At 69.5% G+C, this 20,266-nt stretch carries 19 protein-coding genes; 8 read left to right on the forward strand and 11 right to left on the reverse strand.

The genetic code is table 11. The features are described from left to right. Window positions 1–102 precede the first annotated feature (102 nt). Complete coding sequence (locus tag ACLJQF_RS43615; protein ID WP_410616195.1) at window positions 103–1,227, forward strand: PA containing protein; 1,125 nt, start codon at window positions 103–105, stop codon at window positions 1,225–1,227. Between the two features lie 193 nt (window positions 1,228–1,420). Here the strand turns inward: ACLJQF_RS43615 and ACLJQF_RS43620 are convergent, their stop codons facing one another. From ACLJQF_RS43620 to ACLJQF_RS43650, 7 genes are all read right to left on the reverse strand, one after another. Further along, entirely contained in the window at window positions 1,421–2,728 is a 1,308-nt protein-coding gene (locus tag ACLJQF_RS43620; protein WP_410616196.1) for a thymidine phosphorylase, read from the reverse strand. Further along, window positions 2,725–3,114 carry a cytidine deaminase gene (locus ACLJQF_RS43625; RefSeq protein WP_410616197.1) on the reverse strand — a complete coding sequence of 130 codons (390 nt, stop codon included), beginning with the start codon at window positions 3,112–3,114 and terminating at the stop codon, window positions 2,725–2,727. The genes ACLJQF_RS43620 and ACLJQF_RS43625 overlap by 4 nt, the downstream gene beginning before the upstream one ends. A 9-nt stretch (window positions 3,115–3,123) precedes the next feature. After that, window positions 3,124–4,389, reverse strand: a complete 1,266-nt coding sequence (locus ACLJQF_RS43630; protein ID WP_410616198.1) for an ABC transporter permease — start codon at window positions 4,387–4,389, stop codon at window positions 3,124–3,126. Next, window positions 4,386–5,477 carry an ABC transporter permease gene (locus tag ACLJQF_RS43635; protein ID WP_410616199.1) on the reverse strand — a complete coding sequence of 364 codons (1,092 nt, stop codon included), beginning with the start codon at window positions 5,475–5,477 and terminating at the stop codon, window positions 4,386–4,388. The genes ACLJQF_RS43630 and ACLJQF_RS43635 overlap by 4 nt, the downstream gene beginning before the upstream one ends. After that, window positions 5,474–7,054, reverse strand: a complete 1,581-nt coding sequence (locus tag ACLJQF_RS43640) for an ABC transporter ATP-binding protein (protein ID WP_410616200.1) — start codon at window positions 7,052–7,054, stop codon at window positions 5,474–5,476. Before ACLJQF_RS43640 ends, ACLJQF_RS43635 begins: the two co-directional genes overlap by 4 nt. An 80-nt stretch (window positions 7,055–7,134) precedes the next feature. Further along, window positions 7,135–8,277 carry a BMP family lipoprotein gene (locus tag ACLJQF_RS43645; RefSeq protein ID WP_410616201.1) on the reverse strand — a complete coding sequence of 381 codons (1,143 nt, stop codon included), beginning with the start codon at window positions 8,275–8,277 and terminating at the stop codon, window positions 7,135–7,137. A 377-nt stretch (window positions 8,278–8,654) separates the two neighbouring features. Beyond that, window positions 8,655–10,646 (reverse strand): NPCBM/NEW2 domain-containing protein, encoded by a 1,992-nt coding sequence (locus ACLJQF_RS43650; RefSeq protein ID WP_410616202.1) that lies wholly within the window; start codon window positions 10,644–10,646, stop codon window positions 8,655–8,657. A gap of 395 nt (window positions 10,647–11,041) precedes the next feature. Here ACLJQF_RS43650 and sdhC point away from each other — a divergent pair, with 395 nt between their 5' ends. From sdhC to ACLJQF_RS43680, 6 genes are all read left to right on the forward strand, one after another. Further along, window positions 11,042–11,524 carry a succinate dehydrogenase, cytochrome b556 subunit gene (gene sdhC / locus ACLJQF_RS43655; RefSeq protein ID WP_387043092.1) on the forward strand — a complete coding sequence of 161 codons (483 nt, stop codon included), beginning with the start codon at window positions 11,042–11,044 and terminating at the stop codon, window positions 11,522–11,524. A gap of 1 nt (window position 11,525) precedes the next feature. Beyond that, the gene (locus ACLJQF_RS43660) at window positions 11,526–11,939 is read left to right on the forward strand and encodes a succinate dehydrogenase hydrophobic membrane anchor subunit (RefSeq protein WP_410616203.1); all 414 of its coding nucleotides are present in this window, start codon (window positions 11,526–11,528) and stop codon (window positions 11,937–11,939) included. Window positions 11,940–11,966: 27 nt separating this feature from the next. Further along, the gene (sdhA, locus tag ACLJQF_RS43665) at window positions 11,967–13,721 is read left to right on the forward strand and encodes a succinate dehydrogenase flavoprotein subunit (protein ID WP_410616204.1); all 1,755 of its coding nucleotides are present in this window, start codon (window positions 11,967–11,969) and stop codon (window positions 13,719–13,721) included. Then, window positions 13,721–14,491, forward strand: coding sequence for a succinate dehydrogenase iron-sulfur subunit (locus ACLJQF_RS43670; protein WP_410616205.1), 771 nt, complete (start codon window positions 13,721–13,723; stop codon window positions 14,489–14,491). Before sdhA ends, ACLJQF_RS43670 begins: the two co-directional genes overlap by 1 nt. 168 nt (window positions 14,492–14,659) lie before the next feature. After that, window positions 14,660–15,298, forward strand: a complete 639-nt coding sequence (locus tag ACLJQF_RS43675; RefSeq protein ID WP_410616206.1) for a hypothetical protein — start codon at window positions 14,660–14,662, stop codon at window positions 15,296–15,298. After that, window positions 15,271–15,627, forward strand: coding sequence for a hypothetical protein (locus ACLJQF_RS43680; RefSeq protein WP_410616207.1), 357 nt, complete (start codon window positions 15,271–15,273; stop codon window positions 15,625–15,627). Before ACLJQF_RS43675 ends, ACLJQF_RS43680 begins: the two co-directional genes overlap by 28 nt. A 56-nt stretch (window positions 15,628–15,683) precedes the next feature. Here ACLJQF_RS43680 and ACLJQF_RS43685 read toward each other — a convergent pair whose 3' ends face one another. Further along, complete coding sequence (locus ACLJQF_RS43685; RefSeq protein ID WP_410616208.1) at window positions 15,684–17,081, reverse strand: S8 family peptidase; 1,398 nt, start codon at window positions 17,079–17,081, stop codon at window positions 15,684–15,686. A 70-nt stretch (window positions 17,082–17,151) separates the two neighbouring features. Beyond that, window positions 17,152–17,391, reverse strand: coding sequence for an SCO4848 family membrane protein (locus ACLJQF_RS43690; RefSeq protein ID WP_410616209.1), 240 nt, complete (start codon window positions 17,389–17,391; stop codon window positions 17,152–17,154). 43 nt (window positions 17,392–17,434) lie between these two features. Here ACLJQF_RS43690 and ACLJQF_RS43695 point away from each other — a divergent pair, with 43 nt between their 5' ends. Further along, a complete protein-coding gene (locus ACLJQF_RS43695; protein ID WP_410616210.1) occupies window positions 17,435–18,688 on the forward strand; it encodes a D-alanyl-D-alanine carboxypeptidase family protein in 1,254 nt (417 codons plus the stop codon). Here the strand turns inward: ACLJQF_RS43695 and ACLJQF_RS43700 are convergent. Both ACLJQF_RS43700 and ACLJQF_RS43705 read right to left on the reverse strand, forming a co-directional pair. Further along, window positions 18,685–19,122 (reverse strand): winged helix-turn-helix transcriptional regulator, encoded by a 438-nt coding sequence (locus ACLJQF_RS43700; RefSeq protein ID WP_410616211.1) that lies wholly within the window; start codon window positions 19,120–19,122, stop codon window positions 18,685–18,687. The genes ACLJQF_RS43695 and ACLJQF_RS43700 overlap by 4 nt on opposite strands. Continuing rightward, entirely contained in the window at window positions 19,119–20,228 is a 1,110-nt protein-coding gene (locus ACLJQF_RS43705) for an acyl-CoA dehydrogenase family protein (RefSeq protein ID WP_410616212.1), read from the reverse strand. Before ACLJQF_RS43705 ends, ACLJQF_RS43700 begins: the two co-directional genes overlap by 4 nt. Between the last annotated feature and the right edge of the window lie 38 nt (window positions 20,229–20,266).

Consider the following 20,266-nt stretch of genomic DNA (forward strand, 5'->3'; position numbering starts at 1 on the left):
CGTAATACGCGCTTCACGGGGGCCATACGCACAGCAATTTCGCAATCGTTAAGCTTCGTGGCACGTCCCTCCCATTTCCCCGCCGACGAAGGACACACAGCAGTGACCACTGACAACCACATTGCCGCCCCGTCCTTCGACCGGATGCGCAACATGCTGGTGCGCGCGGCCGAAGTGCGTGAGAGCGAGCAGCAGCAGATCTTCGACGCCCTCGACGACATCTACGCCCGCCTCGCGCCGGTGGACTCGCTGGGCGCGGTCCGCAAGCGCCTCTCCGAGATGCCCGACCGCACCGAGGTCAGCGTCCTGGCCGAGCGCCTCGACGAGACGATGTCCCGCCTCGAGGCGCAGGACTCGGCGCTCGCCGCGCTGACCCGCGCGGTCGAGAGCATCGTCGACAAGCTCGCCAAGCCCTTCGCGCAGCTCGACGGCCGCCTCGACGGCATGGCCGCGCGCTTGGAGGGTGTCGGCGGGCGGATGGACGGGCTCGAGGACAAGCTCCAGAACATCCACCGCCGGATCGACGAGGTCGGCAGCCACCTCGACAAGCAGGACGCGAAGCTCGACTCGATCCCGCAGTCGGTGCACGGCCCGGTCCGCGAGCGGATCGAGCAGGCCGAGTCGGCCCTGCGCGACCGCGTCGACCACGCCGACCACGAACTGCGGGGCAAGGTCGACGAGCTGAGCCGCGTCACGCAGGAGCGGGTCGGCGAGCTGGGCCGCACCACGCACGAGCGGATCGACGCCAACACCGAGGCGCTCAAGGTCGCCCTGACCGAGACCGGCGAGATGATCGACGCGTCCGACCGGCTGGAGAAACTGGGCAGCCGGCTCGAAACGGTCACCACTCGCCTGGACGACCTGGCCTCCCGCCTCGACAAGGTGGAGGACGGCTTCCTGTCCGGCATCGGCGACCTCGACGGCGCGCTCAAGGCCGGGCTGTCGAAGGTCGAGGGCACGCTGTCGAAGCAGCCGGACACCGACTCGGTCGACACGCTGGTCCGCAAGAGCAACGACGAGAGCGTCCGCCGCATCGGCGGCCAGCTCGACGAGGCGATGGCGACGTTCGCGGAGCTGATGCTCGGCGGCGGCCCGGCGGTCCAGCAGATCTCCCCGCCCCCGCCGGCCCCGCGCCAGCCGCGCCGCAGCTCCCGCAACGGCCGCGCCCCGAAGCCGGCCGACGCGAAGGCCAAGACGGGCGAAGGCTCGGAAGAAGCCACGGAGTAAGCAAGCCACACGTGAAGGCCCCCGCCGATCCCGGCGGGGGCCTTCTCGCATGTCGCGGCCCCAGGACGAGATCCGTGAAGGCCACCTTGAGGAACTTGTAGTTCCTCAAGGTGGCCTTCACGAACTTCTGTAGTCACTCGACCGGGTGATCATCTTCGCGATGGTGGTCACATCGGCCGCCGCGAGCGCCGGGTCAGCCTCGGATCGTCTCGCGCACGATCGGGCCCGGGGAGGGTGCCGAGGACGCGATCGTGAAGCCGCCTTCGAGCGCGGCCAGGGCCGGCGGGACCGCGGAAGGCGTGTCCGTGTGCAGCTCCAGCAACGGCTGGCCCGCTGAGACCTCGTCCCCCGGCTTGGCCAGGCACAGGATGCCCGCCGCGGCCTGGACCGGGTCCTCCTTGCGGGCCCGGCCCGCGCCGAGCCGCCACGCCGCGACGCCCACCGCGTACGCGTCCAGCGAAGCCAGCACTCCCGAAGAAGGCGCCGTCACCACGTGGACGTGCGCAGGCGTGGGCAGCGGCGCCGCAGGGTCGCCGCCCTGGGCCGAGATCATCCGGCACCAGACCTCGTACGCCTCCCCCGACGCCAGCACCGCCGCCGGGTCCGTGGCGATGCCGGCCAGCGAAAGCATCTCGCGCGCCAGAGCGAGAGTCAGCTCGACCACGTCCGACGGCCCGCCGCCCTGCAGCACCGAGACCGACTCCGCGACCTCCACCGCGTTCCCGACCGCCCGCCCGAGCGGGACGTTCATGTCGGTCAGCAACGCCGTCGTCGGGACGCCGTGGTCCGCGCCGATCGACGTCAGCGTCGAAGCCAGCGAACGCGCCTGCTCCAGGGTCTTCATGAATGCGCCCGACCCGAACTTCACGTCCAGGACCAGCCCGGACGCGCCCTCCGCGATCTTCTTGCTCATGATCGAGCTGGCGATCAGCGGGATCGACTCCACCGTCGAGGTCACGTCCCGCAGCGCGTACAGCTTCTTGTCCGCCGGTGCCAGCCCGGACGTCGCCGCGCAGATCACCGCGCCGACGTCTTCCAGCTGAGCGGCAATCTCCGAAGTGGACAGTGAAGCGCGCCAGCCCGGGATGGACTCCAGCTTGTCGAGCGTGCCGCCGGTGTGCCCGAGCCCGCGGCCGGACAGCTGCGGCACCGCCGCGCCGCACGCGGCCACCAGCGGCGCCAGCGGCAACGTGATCTTGTCGCCGACCCCGCCCGTCGAGTGCTTGTCCACCGTCGGGCGCGAGACGTCCAGCGACAGCCGCTCGCCGGAGGCGATCATGGCCCCGGTCCACCGCGAGATCTCGCCGGCGTCCATGCCCCGGAGGAAGATCGCCATGGCCAGCGCCGACATCTGCTCCTCGGCCACAAGACCGTGCGTGTAGGCGTCGACGACCCAGTCGATCTGCTCGTCGGAAAGCGTGCCACCGTCCCGCTTCGCCCGGATCACGTCCACTGCCGCGAACGCGCGCTGTGTCAATGGTTCACTCGCAAGCTCGCTCACGGCAGGTCGTCCGGGCCGAAGGCGTCCGGCAGGACGTCGGACATCGGCAGCACGCCACGCGGCGTGTCCACCAGGCACGACGAGCCGCCCAGCTCGAACAGGATCTGCCGGCAGCGCCCGCACGGCATCAGCAGATCACCCGCGCCGCTGCGGCACGCGACGGCGACCAGCCGCCCGCCGCCGGAGAGCCGCAGCTGCCCGGCCATCGTGCACTCGGCACACAGGCCGAGCCCGTAGGAAGCGTTTTCGACGTTGCACCCGGTCACGACCCGGCCGTCGTCGACGATCCCGGCCACCCCGACGTGCAGACCCGAATAAGGCGCGTACGCATGGGAAGCGGCTTCGATCGCCCGGGAACGCAGAGCGTCCCAATCCACAGTGGACATGTCAGGCACTCAGTCCTCACCCCGTCGGTACGGCTGCCCGTCGGCCTTCGGCGGCCGCAGCCGCTGCGACGCCACGGCCAGCACGATCAGCGTCACGAAGTGCGCGGTGTACGGGATCAGGTCCGACGGCAGCGTGTCGTTGGCCCAGTAGATCGCGTACAGCACGCCCGCGCCGACCACGCCGAGCCCGGCCGCGATCCACTGGCGACGGAACAGCTGCACCACGACGATCACGGCAACCAGGATCACCGCGCCGTACAGGAGCGCGAGCACCGCTTCCCCGCCGCCGGCGAGCTGCAGGCCGTCCGCGTAGCCGAACAGCGCCGCGCCGCCGAGCAGGCCACCGGGCCGCCAGTTGCCGAAGATCATCGCCGCGAGACCGATGTACCCGCGGCCGTTGGTCTGGTTCTCCAGGTAGTCCGCGCCGCCGCGCAGCAGCACCAGCGAAGCGCCACCCATGCCGGCGAACGCGCCCGAGATGATCACGGCGACGTACTTGTGCAGGTACACGTTCACGCCGAGGGACTCGGCCGCCACCGGGTTCTCGCCGCAGGAGCGCAGCCGCAGACCGAAGCGGGTCTTCCAGAGCACCCAGAAGCTCACCGGCACCAGGATGATCGCGAGCATCGTCAGCGGCGCCACCTCGGTGACCAGGCCGCGCAGGATGCCGGCGACGTCGGAAATGCCGACGCGCTGCTGCTTTTCCAGGTCGCCGAGCCAGTCCGAGAGGAAGCTCGCCGAGTAGGTGTCGAACTTCGGCACCACCGGCGACTGCCGCGGGTTGCCGGAGATCGGCTCGAAGATCAGTTTCGCCAGGTACTTCGCGACGCCGAGGCCGAGCAGGTTGATCGCGACGCCGGAGACGATGTGGTTGACGTTGAACGTCACCGTCGCCACCGCGTGCAGCAGCCCGCCGAGCGCGCCGAAGACGATCGCGGCCAGCAGCCCGGACCACACGCCACCGTAGTAAGAACCCCAGGCCGCGCCCCAGGTGCCGAGGATCATCATGCCCTCGAGACCGATGTTCACCACGCCCGCGCGCTCGGCCCAGAGGCCGCCCAGCGCGCACAGCAGGATCGGCAGCGCCAGACGCAACGCCGTCTGCGCGGTGTTCGACGACGTCAGCGCGGCGACGCCGGTGGAGTAGGACGCCGTCGAGACGACGGCGATGGCGATCACGGCCCAGATCACGCCGCGCAGCCAGCCGGGGATCCGGCCCCGCTTGCGCCGCACCGGCGTGGTCGAGCCGGATTCGGGAGCGACGTCGGTGATCACACCGCACCCCCTTCGGCGACCGAGGAACCCTTGCCGCCGGCGAGTGCGCGCCCGACCCTGCGTTGTTCGGCGGCGAGGTCGGCCCGGCGCACGATCTCGTACGCCACGACGACCGACAGCACGATGATGCCCTGCATGATCGTCGCGATCTCCTTGGACACGTTGATCTGCTCCAGCGACACCGCGGAGGTGTCGAGGAACGCCCACAGCAGCGCGCCGAGCGCGATGCCGCCGGGGTGGTTGCGGCCGAGCAGCGCGACCGCGATGCCGGTGAAGCCGTACATCTGGGTCGCGGTGATGCCGTAGCTGTAGTCGCGGCCGAGCAGTTCCGGCATGGCGACCAGGCCGGCGACGCCACCGGAGAGCAGCATCGCGATCAGCGTCATCTTCTTGGCGTTGACACCGCCCGCGGCGGCCGCGGTGGTGGATTCGCCGGACGCCTTGAGCTCGAAGCCGAACCGCGTGCGGTTGAGCATGAACCAGTAGGCGCCGCCGACGATGGCGGCGATGAACACGAACCCGAACAGCGTGCCCGAGCCGAGCGGGATGCCCGGGATCCGGCCGGACGGCTCGATCACCCGGGTGCCGATGTTGTTCCCGGTCTGCACGCCGAACTGGTCGGCGTTGATGAGGTAGGCGATGATCCCGGCGACGATCGCGTTGAGCATGATCGTCGAGATGACCTCGCTGACCCCGCGGGTGACCTTGAGGACGGCCGGGATGGCCGCGTAGGCCATGCCCGCGACGACCGCGACCACCAGGATCGCGAGCACGTGGATCACCGGCGGCAGCTTCAGCGCGCCACCGGCGATCGCCGCGACGACGGCGGCGAACCGGTACTGGCCCTCGACGCCGATGTTGAACAGGTTCATCTGGAAGCCGATGGCCACCGCGAGCCCGGACAGGTAGTAGACCGTCGCCAGGTTCGCGGTGTCGACCGCGGTCGAGCCCTTGAACATCTGGCCGATCATCGTGCCGTACGCCTGCAGCGGGTCGGCCCCGGAGATGATCAGCGCGATCGCCGACAGCAGCACGGCGAAGACGATCGCCAGCAGCGGCGGCAGCAGTTTCGTGCGCCAGGAGGTCATTCTTCGTCACCCTCTCCCGCGCCGGTCATCGCGGAGCCCAGTTCCTGCGGGGTCACGGTGGCGGGGTCGGCCTCGGTGACGAGGCGCCCGCGCAGCATGACCCGGATCGTGTCGGACAGGCCGATCAACTCGTCGAGGTCGGCGGAAATGAGCAGCACGGCGAGGCCGTCGGCCCGGGCCTGGCGGATGTTCTCCCAGATCAGCGCCTGCGCGCCGACGTCGACCCCGCGCGTGGGGTGCGACGCGATGAGCAGCACCGGGTTGCCCGAGAGCTCGCGCCCGACGATCAGCTTCTGCTGGTTGCCGCCCGAGAGCGCGGCGGCCGGGACGTCGATGCCCGGCGTGCGGACGTCGTAGTCGCGGACGATCCGCTCGGTGTCGGCGCGGGCGCCGGCGATGTCGAGCAGCTGGCCCTTCGAGACCGGCTCGCGGGTCTGGTAGCCGAGGATCCGGTTGACCCACAACGGTTGCGTGAGCAGCAGGCTGTGCCGGGTGCGGTCTTCGGCGATGTAGCCGATGCCGGCCTCGCGCCGGGCCAGTGTGCCCGCCCTGGTGAGGTCGCGCGCCTTCCCGTCGCCTGTGCTGGTTTCGAACAGCTCGATCGTGCCGCCGGACGGCTTGCGCATGCCCATGATCGTCTCGACGAGCTCGGTCTGGCCGTTGCCCTCGACGCCGGCGACGCCGAGCACCTCGCCCGCGTGCACGGTGAAGGAGACGTCGTCGAGCGCGTTGCGGCCGGAGCCCTCGGCGCCCAGCGTCAGCCCGGTCAGCCGCAGCACGGCGCGGTCGGTGACGGTGGACTCGCGGGTCTCCGGGCTGGGCAGCTCGGAGCCGACCATCATCTCCGCGAGCTGGCGGGAGGTGATGGTCTTCGGGTCGGCGGTGCCGACGGTCGTCCCGCGCCGGATCACCGTGACGGTGTCGGCGATCGCGCGGACCTCGTCGAGCTTGTGCGAGATGAAGAGGAACGTGTAGCCGCCGTCCCGCATCTCCCGCACGGTCTCGAAGAGCGCGTCGACCTCCTGCGGCACGAGAACCGCGGTCGGCTCGTCCAGGATGATGATCTTCGCGCCGCGGTAGAGCACCTTGACGATCTCGACGCGCTGGCGGTCGGCGACACCCAGCTCTTCGAGCAGGGTGTCGGGCTCGGCGCGCAGGCCGGTCCGCTCGGCGAGCTCGGCCAGCCGCGCGCGGGCGGCGCGGCCGATGCCGTGCAGGCCCTCGGCGCCGAGGAAGACGTTCTCGCCGACGGTCAGGTTGTCGGCGAGCATGAAGTGCTGGTGCACCATGCCGATGCCGGCGCGGATGGCGTCCTGCGGGTTGCGCAGTTTCACCTCTTCGCCGTTGATCGCGATGGTGCCCTCGTCCGGCGGCTGCATGCCGTACAGGATTTTCATCAGGGTGGACTTGCCGGCGCCGTTTTCGCCACAGATGGCGTGCACCTCGCCGGCGGCGACGGTGAGGTTGACGTCGGAGTTGGCCACCACGCCGGGAAAGCGCTTGGTGATCCCGGTCAGCTGGACGGCGGGGGCGCCCCGGTCGGGGACGGCCTCGGCCGGGGCCTCGGCTGTGCTCATGGGCGGGAGAATTCCATATCTCGTGTAAACGCGTGAGGGGCCCGGAGGAGAAATTCCTCCGAGCCCCGACGCGCACTGAGTTACTTCTGCGGCTTGTCCGAAACGGTGATCGCGCCCGAGATGATCTGGGCCTTGTACCCCTCGAGGACGTCCTTGATGTCGTCGATCTTGCCACCGGAGGTGGCGTAGCCGACGCCGTCGACCTTGAGGTCGAACCGCTTCGGCAGGCCGCTCGTGTCGCCCTTGGCGACGGCCTGCACGTAGTCGAACACCGCGACGTCGACGCGCTTGAGCATGGACGTGATGATGACGTCCTTGTCGGCCTCGACGGTCTTCTGGTTGTACTGGTCGGAGTCGACACCGATGGCCAGCGCGTTGCCCGCCTTCGCCGCGTCGAACACGCCCTTACCCGAGGCGCCCGCGGCGTGGTAGACGACGTCCGCGCCCTTGGCGATCTCGGCCGCGGCCTTCGCGTTGCCCTTCGGCGGGTCCTGGAACCCGGAGAAGTCACCGGCCGGGGTCAGGTACTCGTCCTCGATCTTGATCTTGGACGAAACGGTCTTCGCGCCCTGCAGGAAGCCGGCCTCGAACTTCTGGATCAGCGGGGTGTTGACACCGCCGACGAAGCCGATGTGGCAGTTCTTGCTCTTGTACGCGGCGGCGACGCCGGCCAGGAACGAACCCTGCTCCTCGGCGAAGACCAGCGGCGTCACGTTCGGCAGCGTGATCGAGTCGTCGTCGACGATCGCGAACTTCGTGTTCGGGTACTTCGCGGCGATGATCTTGACCGACGGCGCGTAGGCGAAGCCGACCGCGACGATCGGGTTCAGGCCCGAGGAGGCCATCTGGTCGAGGCGCTGCTGCTTGGCCGACTCGGCCTCGCTGGCGCTGGCGGTGCTTTCGCTGACCGTCGTCACGCCGAGGTCGGACTTCGCCTTGTCGGTGCCCGCGGCGGCGGCGTCGTTGAACGACGCGTCACCCCGGCCGCCGACGTCGAAGGCCAGGCCGATCTTCAGCTTGCTGCCGTCGACCTTGCCGGTGGCGGCGGTCGAGCTGCTGGCGGCGGCGGGCGCCGCGGGCGGCTTCTGCGCGGTGACGCAGTCGGAACCGCCCGTCGAGGCCGCGGTGTTGTTCGAGCTGTTACCACCGCCGGAATCCTTGGCGCACCCGGCCAGGACGAGCACCCCGGCCATGGCCGCGGCGGCCAGCGCGGTTCCACGCATGCGACGCAACGTGTGTCTCCCTCCCCGCTGATCCAGCGGATGGTCAAGGGCACGACCCGGCCCTACTGCCGAGTCGACCGCCAGACCGTACCCGCCGGACAGGAATGCGCCATAGGAAAGGCACGCTACGTAACACAAACGTTTACTCACGAGTCGCGCGCGCGACGAACTGGACACCGAACGTGATCATCGAGCCCGGCGATGGCTACTTTCGGCGGGTTGCGTCCCTTTGAGACGGCCGCATTGCCGTTCCGCGTCACTCACAGTGCCGGACTGACCCAACGCTGGACCAGCCCAGTCACTCTGTGAGACGAAGTTCGTGAAGGCCACCTTCAGGAACTTTAAGTTCCTCAAGGTGGCCTTCACGAACTTGGGGACTACGCGCAGGTGAGGTGGGCGGAGGCCCAGTCGCTGCGGTCGTAGGAGTTGCCGTCCCCGCCGTCGGTGACGACCAGCCGCAGGTACTGCGCCCCGTGCAGGTCCGCGGTGAGCGGGACCGCCGGGTCCTGCCACGTGCGGACGCCGGTGGAGGCGGCCTTCGCGGCGTCCGCGTAGACCTCGAACGTCGCCGACCCTTGCTTGTTCGTCGCCTCGCGCTCGTCGTCGACGCCGACGTCCGCGGTGAACGCCGTGCAGCGGCCGCCCAGGTAGAAGACGACTTCGCTGGGCGCGTGCGCGCCGAGGCCCTTCGGGTAGACGACGCCGTTGACGGTCAGCGGCTTTCCGTCGCCGGCCGGGATGCTGCCGTTGGACATGTCCCGCTCGACCGGGCCGTAGCCGTTCTTCTCCGCCGCCCAGCGCAGGTCGCTGGCCCACGCGGACGCGGTGGGCGCTGCCGCGGGCACGGTCAGCTGTTGTTCACCGGACCAGGTGACCTGGCCGAACCCGAGCGCGCGGTAGGTGACGCCGCCGCGCAGCACCGCCGTCGTGCCCTCGGTCCCGGCGGGCGGAGTCACCCGCCAGCGCCCTTCGGCCCGCTCACCGGTGCCGAGCACGACGGCCCGCGGTCGCGCCACCTGCTCGACGTGCCACCCCGCGGGCGCCGTGAGCGTCACGCGCGGGTCGAACACCGGGACGCGGGCCTCGTCGGTCGCGGACACCTTCACCTCGAAGGGCTGCCCGGCGGGCGTGATCTCGCCCGGGACACCCGGCACCGACGGGACGACCTCGACGCCGGTGCTCACCAGCGGCGCGTTCCGCCACCACGAGCCGCCCGCGAGGACCCGGTAGACGACCGTCGCGTGCGGCGGGACGACCGCGGAGATCCGCCCCGCCGTCTGGAGATCGCGGTGCGTCCAGAGATCGCGTGCGGTGTACCCGGCGGCCTTCGGCAGCCCGGCGGCGGCCGCGGTGGTGCCGATCGACGCGCTCGACGTCGTCTCGTTGAACAGCGCGATCGCGACATCGCCGCCGGCCAGCGGTTTGGCGAACACCCAGTGTCCGTCCTGGTTGGACAGCACCCGTGCCTGGACGCCGCGGCGGTCCTGGTCGAGCGCGATGACCTCGGCGTTGCGCAGGACGTCGAAGTTCGCTTCCGACACCTTGCGCAGGTCGGCCCCGATGAGCAACGGAGCCGCCATCATCGCCCACAGCGAGAAGTGCGAGCGGTACTCCTCGGTCGTCATCCCGCCGTTGCCGACCTCGAGCATGTCGGGATCGTTCCAGCGCCCCGGCCCGGCGTACGGCGCGAGCGGCGCGTTCGCCTTGAGGATCTGGACCATCTTGGCCCAGTTGTCCTTGATGTCACCGGTGGTGCGCCAGAGGTGCCCGACGTCCGCGCCCCACGCCCACGGCTTGTTCTCGCCCCACTCGCAGAGCGAGTACACGATCGGGCGGCCGGTCTTCTTCAGCGCGTCGCGCATCTTCGTGTAGCGCTCGAGCGCGGGCCGGCCCTGGTTGTTGCAGTTGTCGTACTTGAGGTAGTCCACACCCCAGTCCGCGAACGTCTGCGCGTCGACGTCCTCGTGGTCGAGCGCGCCGGGCATGGTCTTCGCGCAGGTCACCGTGCCCGCACTGGTGTAGATGCCGAACTTCAGCCCCTTGGCGTGGACGTAGTCGGCGAGCGCCTTGATGCCGCCGGGGAACCGGGCCTTGTTGGCCTGCATGCGCCCGTCGGCGTCCCGCTCCGGCTCGGCCCAGCAGTCGTCGACGTTGACGTACTCGTAGCCGGCGGCCTTGAGTCCTTTGTCGACGAAGATGTCGGCGGTGTCGCGGATGAGCCGCTCGTCGACGGCGCAGCCGGTGGTGTTCCAGTTGTTGAAGCCCATCGGAGGTGTCAGCGCCAATCCGTCGGGCAGCGCTTGCGCGGGCGTGACCGACACCACGGGCAGCAGGGCCGCGACGGCGATCACCAGGCCGAGTCGACGCACCAGAACATCACCCCATCGTGAGAGATCCGATGTTTGCCCGAGCGACGCTAGAGACGACGCCCTAGTTGGTCAATGACACACGGTTCGCACCAGCCGTTCGGCGTAGAGCATCAGATATCAGATGTTGCAGAGGTCCGATGACCGGTCACCGGGACACTCCTCGGCGCGGCGCCACCGAGTGCGCTGCACCACACCGCCGGGTGGCGGCGCGGGAGTGCCGGTGTCTGGTCCATCACAGAGGGGAACCCGGAGGTGAGCCGCCTTCCGGGTGCGGGTCTAGCATCCGATTCATCCAGGCTCGATGACGTTGATCTCGGCACAGCCGCCGTTCCCGCGGCGACAGCGGACCTCACCGGCCACCGGGCGCACAGTCAGACGTTGGAGGCCGTTCACCGATGTCCACCACGGCGAGCACTGCCAGCGGGGTGGGATCGCCCCCTCCGGGGGCGGGAACCAACACTGCGGCAGGCGCGAGCGATCGGGCGGGTGCCTCACGCCGGCAGGGGACCTTCTACCGGGGCGACCCCGGCATGTGGTCCTGGGTGCTGCACCGCATCACCGGCGTGCTCACATTCTTCTTCCTGTTCGTGCACGTGCTCGACACCGCGCTGGTGCGCGTGTCGCCGAACACCTACGACCAGGTCATCGAGACCTACAAGACGCCGATCGTCAACCTCCTGGAGGTCGGCCTGGTCGGCGCGGTGCTGTTCCACGCGCTCAACGGCATCCGCGTCATGCTGGTCGACTTCTGGTCGAAGGGCCCGCAGCTGCAGAAGGCCATGACGTGGGTGATCGGCGTGGTCTGGGTCGTGGTGATGGTTCCCGGTGCGTTCTTCATGCTGAAGCGCACCGCCGAGATGCTCTTCGGGGGTAACTGACATGGCCGACCTCGCGCTCGCCAACCCCCGCACCCCGAAGCGCCCCGCCGCGCGGCGGAGCAACTTCGAGCTCTACAGCTGGCTGTTCATGCGGATCTCCGGGATGGCGCTGATCATCCTGGTGCTCGGGCACCTGCTGATCATGAACATCCTCGACGGCGGCGTGCACCGGATCAACTGGGGCTTCGTCGCCGGCCGCTGGGCCTCGCCGTTCTGGCAGTTCTGGGACCTGGCCATGCTGTGGCTCGCCGAGATCCACGGCGGCAACGGCCTGCGCGTCATCATCGACGACTACGCCCGCAAGGACAGCACGCGGTTCTGGCTGAAGATCCTGCTGTACGTCTCGATGGCGCTGATCCTGGCCGTCGGCACGATGGTGATCTTCACGTTCGACCCGAACATGCCCGCGAACTGAAACAGCGTCCGACTCGGAGACTTTTCCATGCAGTTCCACAAGTACGACGTGGTGATCGTCGGCGCCGGGGGCGCCGGGATGCGCGCGGCCATCGAATCCGGCCAGCGCGCCCGCACCGCGGTCCTCACCAAGCTCTACCCCACCCGGTCCCACACCGGCGCGGCCCAGGGCGGCATGTGCGCCGCGCTGGCGAACGTCGAAGAGGACAACTGGGAGTGGCACACCTTCGACACGATCAAGGGCGGCGACTACCTGGTCGACCAGGACGCCGCCGAGATCATGGCGAAGGAGGCCATCGACGCGGTCCTCGACCTCGAGAAGATGGGCCTGCCGTTCAACCGCACGCCCGAGGGCAAGATCGACCAGCGCCGCTTCGGCGGGCACACGCGTGACCACGGCAAGGCCGCGGTCCGCCGCGCCTGCTACGCCGCGGACCGCACCGGGCACATGATCCTGCAGACGCTGTACCAGAACTGCGTCAAGTACGGCACGGAGTTCTTCAACGAGTTCTACGTGCTCGACCTGCTCACCACCCCGGACGAGAACGGCAACCCGGTCGCCTCCGGCGTCGTCGCCTACGAGCTGGCCACCGGCGAGCTGCACGTCTTCCAGGCGAAGTCGATCGTGATGGCCACCGGCGGCGCGGGCAAGATCTTCAAGACGACGTCGAACGCGCACACCCTCACCGGTGACGGCCTCGGCATCATCTTCCGCAAGGGCCTGCCGCTGGAGGACATGGAGTTCTTCCAGTTCCACCCGACCGGCCTCGCGGGCCTGGGGATTCTTATTTCCGAAGCCGTCCGCGGCGAGGGCGGGATCCTGCGCAACGCCTCCGGCGAGCGGTTCATGGAACGCTACGCCCCCACCATCAAGGACCTCGCGCCGCGGGACATCGTGGCGCGGTCGATGGTGCAGGAAGTGCTGCAGGGCCGGGGTTGCGGGCCGAACAAGGACTACGTCGTCCTGGACGTCACGCACATCCCCGAGGAGACGCTGAACGCGAAGCTCCCGGACATCATGGAGTTCTCCCGGACCTACCTGGGCGTCGACCCGGTCAAGGAGCCGGTTCCGGTGTTCCCGACGTGTCACTACGTGATGGGCGGCATCCCGACCAACATCCACGGCGAAGCGTTGCGGGACAACGAGAACGTCATCCCCGGCCTGTACGCCGCGGGCGAGGTCGCGTGCGTGTCCGTGCACGGTTCCAACCGGCTCGGCACGAACTCCCTGCTCGACATCAACGTGTTCGGCCGCCGCGCCGGCATCGCGGCCGCGGAGTACGCGCTGGCGCACGAGCACGTCGAGCTGCCTGCGGATCCGACCACTCTGGTCGAGGAACAGCTGGCGGGCCTGCTGTCGGAGCACGGTGACGAGCGCGTCGCCGACATCCGCAAGGAAATGCAGCAGACGATGGACTCGCACGCGTCGGTGTACCGGACCGAGGACACGCTGAAGCAGGCGCTGACCGACATCCAGGCGCTGAAGGAGCGGTACCAGCGGATCACCGTGGCGGACAAGGGCAAGCGGTACAACACCGACCTGCTCGAGGCCGTCGAGCTGGGCTTCCTGCTGGAGCTGGCCGAGGTCCTGATCGTGGGCGCGCTGGCGCGCAAGGAGTCCCGCGGCGGCCACGCCCGCGAGGACTACCCGACCCGCGACGACACGAACTTCATGCGGCACACCATGGCCTACAAGCAGGGCTCGGGTCTGTCGTCCGACATCCGGCTGGACTACAAGCCGGTCACCTTCACCCGCTACGAGCCGATGGAGCGGAAGTACTGATGACTGCTATTGCGGAAGCTCCGGCCGCCTCTTCGGACTCGGACCACACGCCGATCACGGTCACGCTGAAGATCCTCCGGTTCAACCCGGAGGTGGATTCTGAGCCGCACTGGGAGTCCTACGACGTCCCGGCGCAGCGCACCGACCGGCTGCTGAACCTGCTGTTCTACGTCAAGGACTACATCGACGGGACGTTCTCGTTCCGCCGGTCGTGCGCGCACGGCGTGTGCGGGTCCGACGCGATGCAGATCAACGGCATCAACCGCCTGGCGTGCAAGGTCCTGATGAAGGACCTGCTGTCGCCGTCCGGGAAGCCGACCACGATCACGATCGCCCCGATCAAGGGCCTGACGACGTTGAAGGACCTCTACGTCGACATGGACCCGTTCTTCGAGGCGTACCGCGCGATCAAGCCGTACCTGATCACCTACGGCAACGAGCCGACGCGGGAACGGATCCAGTCCCAGGCGGACCGCGACCGGTTCGACGACACGACGAAGTGCATCCTGTGCGCGTGCTGCACGTCGTCCTGCCCGGTGTACTGGAACGACGGCTCGTACTTCGGCCCGGCGGCGATCGTCAACGCCCACCGGTTCATCTTCGACTCCCGCGACGAGGGGGCCGAGGAGCGCCTGGACATCCTGAACGACGGCGAGGGTGTGTGGCGCTGCCGGACGACGTTCAACTGCACGGACGCCTGCCCGCGCGGGATCCAGGTGACCAAGGCGATCCAGGAAGTGAAGCGCGCGCTGCTGTTCAAGCGCGTTTGAGTGCTGCCACTCACTTCGCGTTCAAGTTCGTGAAGGCCACCTTGAGGAAGTTTAAGTTCCTCAAGGTGGCCTTCACGAACTTCTGGAGTTATCCACATCGGGTGGGTGATCCACAGGTTGTGGATTTGTGGGTGGCATCTGCGTGCGTGGTTGCCGCACGATCGAAAGATGCCGAAAAAAGGGAGATGGGCTGAGCATCCCGAACTGCTGAAGGAGCGAAGCCGAGAAGGTGTGATCCGGGCGCTCACCCTGGAGTCCCTGGGGATGAACAGCAATGTCATCTACCAGAGATGCCTGCCCGGCGGGCCGTGGCAGCGGCTGCTCCCCGGAATCATCGTCCTGCACAGCACGGAACCCACCCTCCGTGAGAGATTGATCGCGGCCCTGCTGTACTGCGGACCGCAGGCCCTGGTCACCGGGTCGGCAGCGTGCCGGCAGTACGGGCTTCGTGTGCCCGCTGAGTTCTCGGATGCCGAGATTCACATGCTCGTGCCGCACGAACGGAAGATTCTCAGTAGCGAGTTCGTCACCGTCGAACGCACCACCCGCCTCCCGGGGGCTTGGATCCGAGCCGGCCTTCCACTGGCGCCTTTGGTCCGTGCGACGACGGACGCGGTACGGCGGACGCGAGCCGAAGAACTCGTTGGCCGGCTCCTGGTCGGGCCGTTCAGCGAGGTCGCTGCCCGCCTGCGTCGATCAGAGCCGAGCTTGACTGCGGTACGAAACGCGGCACAGCCCTGCCACGCCGCCTCCTGGCGGCATGGGTCGATCTCCGTTCGGTGGCAGAAGCGCGAGCCAGACGGCTGAGCCGGCGACTGGCTGCAGCTCCGACCCACTGGAATCCCCTGATCCGCGATGCGGCGGGCCAGTACATCGGACGTCCGGACGGCTGGTGGGAAGATGTCGCGCTGGCTTGGGAAATCGACTCCGTCGACTTCCACTTCTACCGCGAGGACTACGCGAGAACGCTGCACCGGAACAACCGTTACGCCGCGACCGGGATCGTGGTCGTCCAAACTCTGCCCTCGCAGTTGGAGAAAGATCCAGCCCGCGTGCTGGCGGATCTCACGTCGGCTTATCAAGAAGCCAAAGCGCGGCCCAGGCCCGCTGTGTTCCTGGCTCCCGAAGCTGCGTGAAGGCCACCTTGAGGAAGTTCAAGTTCCTCAAGGTGGCCTTCACGAACAACGAACGGTCAGCGCACCGCGTCCAGGGCGTCGACCAGGCCGTGGCCGTAGTACGAGTTGTTCTTCGCCGGGCCCGTGCACGCCGTCTCGGTGGCCGCGCACCTCACCACGTCCGCTTCGCTCTCCAGCAGCTGCTCGATGAACCGCGGCGACGCCCCGCGGAAGCGCGATGCCAGCAGCGCCGCGACACCTGCGGCGTGTGGGGAAGCCATCGACGTGCCGCATTTCTCGCCGTACTGGCCGCCGACCACGGACGACAGCGGGCATTCCGGTCCCGCGCCCTCGGGGGTCGGCTGGTAGAAGTCACCACCGGGCGCCGTCACGTCGACGTCGCCATAATTGCTGAAGCTCGACTTCGTGCCCGCGTAGCCGACCGACGAGACCTTCACGACGCCGTCGAGGCCGCCCGGGAGGATTTCGCAGGACGAGTCCACCGGGTGGTTCGGCCGGATGGGGTCCGTCTCCGGATTGGCCGTGTCGAGGTGGTCGTTGCCCGCCGCGGCCACGTTCAGCACGCCCTTGTTCCTCGAGTACGCCACCGCCCGGCGGACCGCTTCGAACGCCGCCGAGTCGCCCGGCTGCTTCGGGCAGTAGAACATGCCAGGGTCGATGTAGTAGCTGCTGTTCGTCACCGCGAAGCCGTGCTCGGCCGCCCAGACGAAGCCGCAGACCGCCGACTCCGGGAAGATGTAGCCGGCGTCGTTGACGACCTTCACCGAGGCCAGCCGCACACCCGGGGCGACGCCGGTGAAGCCCGCCGCCGGGTCCTTGCCCGCGATCGTGCCCGCCACGTGCGTGCCGTGGTCCGACGTCGTCGGGGCCCAGGACGCCGGGGAAAGGTCCGGCGCGCCCGTCACGCAGCCCGCCGACGAGCGAGCGTCGACGGCCGCCTTCAGCGCCGGGTGCGTCGCCTCGATGCCCGAGTCGAGCACGCCGACCGTCACCGCGCGGCTGCCCTGGTAGATCTTGTTCGCCTCCGGCGCGTGGATCGCCTTCATGTCCCACTGCAGCGCCGACAGGTCACCGGCGGCGGCGACGGACCGCGTGTCCTCCAGCGTCCGCACCGCACCCAGGGAAGTCCGGGCGGAAGAAGCGGGGAAGGCCACGTCCCTGGCACCCGAGTAGGCCCGGTGGACGCCGATCTTCTGCTGGAAGTCCGCGTTGCGCGAGCTGGCGATCGCCACGCCGATCGGGGCGTAGTAGACGACCTTCGTACCGCACTTGGCCGCCAGCTCCTTGTCGACGGCCGACGCGCGGGTGCCCGGCTGGTACGTCACGACATAGGTGTACGGCGTGCTCGTCGTGTCGCAGGCGGCCGGCGCGGCCTCCGCGGCCGGGGCCACCGCGAACAGGCCACCTCCGACGGCCAGCACGAGCGGGGCCGCCATTCGCCGTAAACGGGACATTCCACCTCCTGGTTCGGTGGCGCCAACCTAGACCGGGCCGCCGGGGCGCGCCACCGACCAAGGAGGGAATTCAGGCGTCGACGCGGGAGGACGCGCGCACCCCGCGCCAGCCCAGCACGCCGATGATCGTGCCGAGCACGAACGAAACGACGGTCAGCACGGCGTGCACCACGAAGTAGGCCGTGGGCGAACCGTCGGGGGTCCAGGCCCGGTCGCTGTCCCACAGGTTCTTGGCGAAGGTGATCCAGATGATCCACGACCACACACCGAAGGCCAGCAGGAACAGCGAGGTGCCGCGTGAAATGCGCATGCCCCAGAGTATGCGGCGGCGGTCGCGGCGCTAGATTGCGTGGGTGCACTCCGTTGTCTCCCGGTCGCTCAAGGTCTTCACGACGACGCTCGCCGCCGCCCTCCTGGCCCTGAGCACCCCGGCGCTGGTGTCCGCGGCGCCGCAGCAGGGGGGTGGTCAGTGCGCGAACCGCCAGGCTCCCCCGCCGCCGGTCGACACGTCGGAGAAGCCCGCGCCGGGCAAACAGGTCCCGGCGCCGCTGGCCGTTCCCCCGGTCCCGATCGGCGGCAACCGGATGGCCGAGTGCGGCCTGATCACCCCGGACGGCGCGCTCAACCCGCCGGACGGCAACACCGCGGCGTCGTGGCTGGTGCAGGACCTCGACACCGGCGCGGTCGTCGCGGCGAAGGACCCGCACGCCCGCCAGCGGCCCGCGTCCCTGATCAAGACGCTGCTCGCGCTGGTCGTCGTCACCCAGCTGGACCCGCAGCAGCCGATCGTCGCGACGAAGGAGGACGCGGAGCAGGAGTGCACCTGCGTCGGCCTCGTCGCCGGCGGCCAGTACACCGTCGACCAGCTGCTGCACGGCCTGCTGATGCACTCGGGCAACGACGTCGCGCACGCGTTCGCCACGGCGCTCGGCGGGGTCGACTCCGCGGTGGCGAAGATGAACGCGCTGGCCGCGAAGATCGGCGCGCTCGACACGCGCGCCGCGACGCCCTCGGGCTTGGACGGGCCGGGCATGTCGACCTCGGCCTACGACCTCAGCCTGATCTTCCACTACGCGATGAAGCAGCCGGAGTTCGCGAAGGTCGTCGCGACGAAGAACTTCGAGTTCCCGCCGGTCGGCGGGAAGCCGGCCATCCCGGTCTACAACGACAACAAGCTGCTCGGCGTCTACCCCGGCTTCCTCGGCGGCAAGACGGGCTTCACCGACGACGCCCGCCACACCTACGTCGGCGCGGCGCAGCGCAAGGGCAAGCGCCTCGCGGTCGTCATGCTGCGCGCCGAGCAGAAGCCGACGAAGGTGGTCGACCAGGCGGCGAAGCTGCTCGACTACGGCTTCGCGCTGGAGGACGACCGGGCCGTGCCGGTCGGCCGGATCACCTACCAGGCACCGGCCGCGACGTCGGCGAACGGCGGTGACCCGTCCGTGCTCGCCGACGGCGGCACCGGCAACGGCGGCACGTCGGCGGTCGCGTCGGCGGCGAAGGAAGACCCGTTCGGCGTCACCGGCTGGATCATCACGCTGGTGGTGTTCGTGATCATCGTCGGCGGGTTCGTGGTCGGGTACCAGCGCAAGAGGGCCGCGGGCTAGCGGAAACCGGGCCCCGGCTCCGGCGTCACCCGGTCGGCGGCGATCGCGCCGCCGCAGTGCCCGCAGGCCACGTACGACCCGCCGATTTCACCGCAGTCGTTGTGCCGCAGCAGGATCGGCGGTCCCTCCGGACCGGCGAGGTGCCGGTCGCCCCACTGCATGAGCGTGACGACGGCGCCGAAGAGGTCACGCCCGGCGGCGGTGAGCACGTACTCGGGCACCGGGTCGACGCGCTCGAGCACACCGGCGTCGACGAGGGTCTTCAGCCGCGCGGACAACGTCGGGCGCGGGATGGACAGGTTGCGCGCGAACTCGCCGTAGCGGCGCACGCCGAAGAACGTCTCGCGCAGGATGAGCAGGCTCCACCGCTCGCCGACCAGGTCGAGCGCGCGCCCGACCGAGTCCGCCGTGAACCGGTGGCCGAGGCCGGTCACACTTGGTCCGTCCGGGCCGGGACGCCGAGCAGGAGCTTGCCGGAGAGCTCGTGGCTGGCCGGGTTGACCTGGAAGTGGGCGGTCGCGGTGTGCGCGTCGCGGAACCGGCGCTGCAACGGCGAAGTCTCGTAGATCGCCGCGCCGCCGCCGAGGTCGTACATGCTTCCGGCGACCTTCGCGGCCGTGCGCGTCGCGTGCGTCGCGGCCAGCCGGAGCCCCAGCTTGAGCGCGTCCGGGACCGGTTCGGTGCCCTGCGCGGCCTGCCAGGCGTCGTCGATGCTGCCGTAGAACAAAAGCCGCGCCGCACGCAGGGCCGCTTCCGCCTCCGCGACGGCCGCCTGGGTCGCCGGCCGCTCGGCCAGCGACCGGCTGGAGCCGAGCGGTTGGCGCGTCGAGGCGAGCTCGACGAGGTCGTCGATCGCGCCGCGCGCGTTGCCCAGCGCGGCGGCCGCGACCGACAGCGCGAAGAAGCCGAAGAGCGGGAACCGGTGCAGCGCAACGGCTTCCGCGGGCGGCCCGGCCAGCACCGAGAAGACCCGGTGGTCCGGGACGAACAGCTCGTCGGCGACGCAGTCGTGGCTGCCGGTGCCGCGCAGGCCGGTGGTGTGCCAGGTGTCGAGCACCTCGATTTCGACCTTCGGCAACGCGGCGATGTAAAGCGCCTTCTCGTGCACGAACCCGGCGAAGAGCCAGCCGGCGTGCGGGATGCCGCTGCAGAACGCCCACCGGCCGGTCACGACGTAACCGCCGTCGACCTTCTTGCCGGTGCCGCGCGGCGCCCACACCCCGGCGGCGACCGTCCGCGGGTCCCCGAAAACCTCTTCGGCGCATTTCCGCGGGGCGTAGGCCGAGAGCAGGCTGCTCGTCACGGCGATCGAGACGCACCAGCCGGCCGAGGCGTCCCCGCGCGCGACCGTCTCGGCGGTTTCGAGGCTGACGGCGGGCGGCGCTTCGGGGCCGCCGAGGTAGCCGGGGACGCCGGTGCGGAACAGCTGGGCGTCGGTCAGCTTCGCGACCAGCTCGGGCGGCAGCGCACGCTGCCGCTCGGTGACGGGCGCGAAGGTCTTGGCGAGGTCGGCGCACTCGCGGGCGGCGTCCAGCAGCACGAAACCCTCCGGTTCAGATTTCTTACCGGTTCAGTTTC

The organism is Amycolatopsis sp. lyj-109, assembly GCF_046548995.1.
Lineage (GTDB): Bacteria > Actinomycetota > Actinomycetes > Mycobacteriales > Pseudonocardiaceae > Amycolatopsis.

Excerpts from the sequence above, each read along its gene's own strand:
- ACLJQF_RS43625 (WP_410616197.1), bottom strand. The coding sequence starts at position 3,114 with ATGTCCACTGTGGATTGGGACGCTCTGCGTTCCCGGGCGATCGAAGCC.
- ACLJQF_RS43635 (WP_410616199.1), bottom strand. The coding sequence starts at position 5,477 with ATGACCTCCTGGCGCACGAAACTGCTGCCGCCGCTGCTGGCGATCGTC.
- ACLJQF_RS43640 (WP_410616200.1), bottom strand. The coding sequence starts at position 7,054 with ATGAGCACAGCCGAGGCCCCGGCCGAGGCCGTCCCCGACCGGGGCGCC.
- ACLJQF_RS43645 (WP_410616201.1), bottom strand. The coding sequence starts at position 8,277 with ATGCGTGGAACCGCGCTGGCCGCCGCGGCCATGGCCGGGGTGCTCGTC.
- sdhC (WP_387043092.1), top strand. The coding sequence starts at position 11,042 with ATGTCCACCACGGCGAGCACTGCCAGCGGGGTGGGATCGCCCCCTCCG.
- ACLJQF_RS43660 (WP_410616203.1), top strand. The coding sequence starts at position 11,526 with ATGGCCGACCTCGCGCTCGCCAACCCCCGCACCCCGAAGCGCCCCGCC.
- sdhA (WP_410616204.1), top strand. The coding sequence starts at position 11,967 with ATGCAGTTCCACAAGTACGACGTGGTGATCGTCGGCGCCGGGGGCGCC.
- ACLJQF_RS43670 (WP_410616205.1), top strand. The coding sequence starts at position 13,721 with ATGACTGCTATTGCGGAAGCTCCGGCCGCCTCTTCGGACTCGGACCAC.
- ACLJQF_RS43675 (WP_410616206.1), top strand. The coding sequence starts at position 14,660 with ATGCCGAAAAAAGGGAGATGGGCTGAGCATCCCGAACTGCTGAAGGAG.
- ACLJQF_RS43685 (WP_410616208.1), bottom strand. The coding sequence starts at position 17,081 with ATGTCCCGTTTACGGCGAATGGCGGCCCCGCTCGTGCTGGCCGTCGGA.
- ACLJQF_RS43690 (WP_410616209.1), bottom strand. The coding sequence starts at position 17,391 with ATGCGCATTTCACGCGGCACCTCGCTGTTCCTGCTGGCCTTCGGTGTG.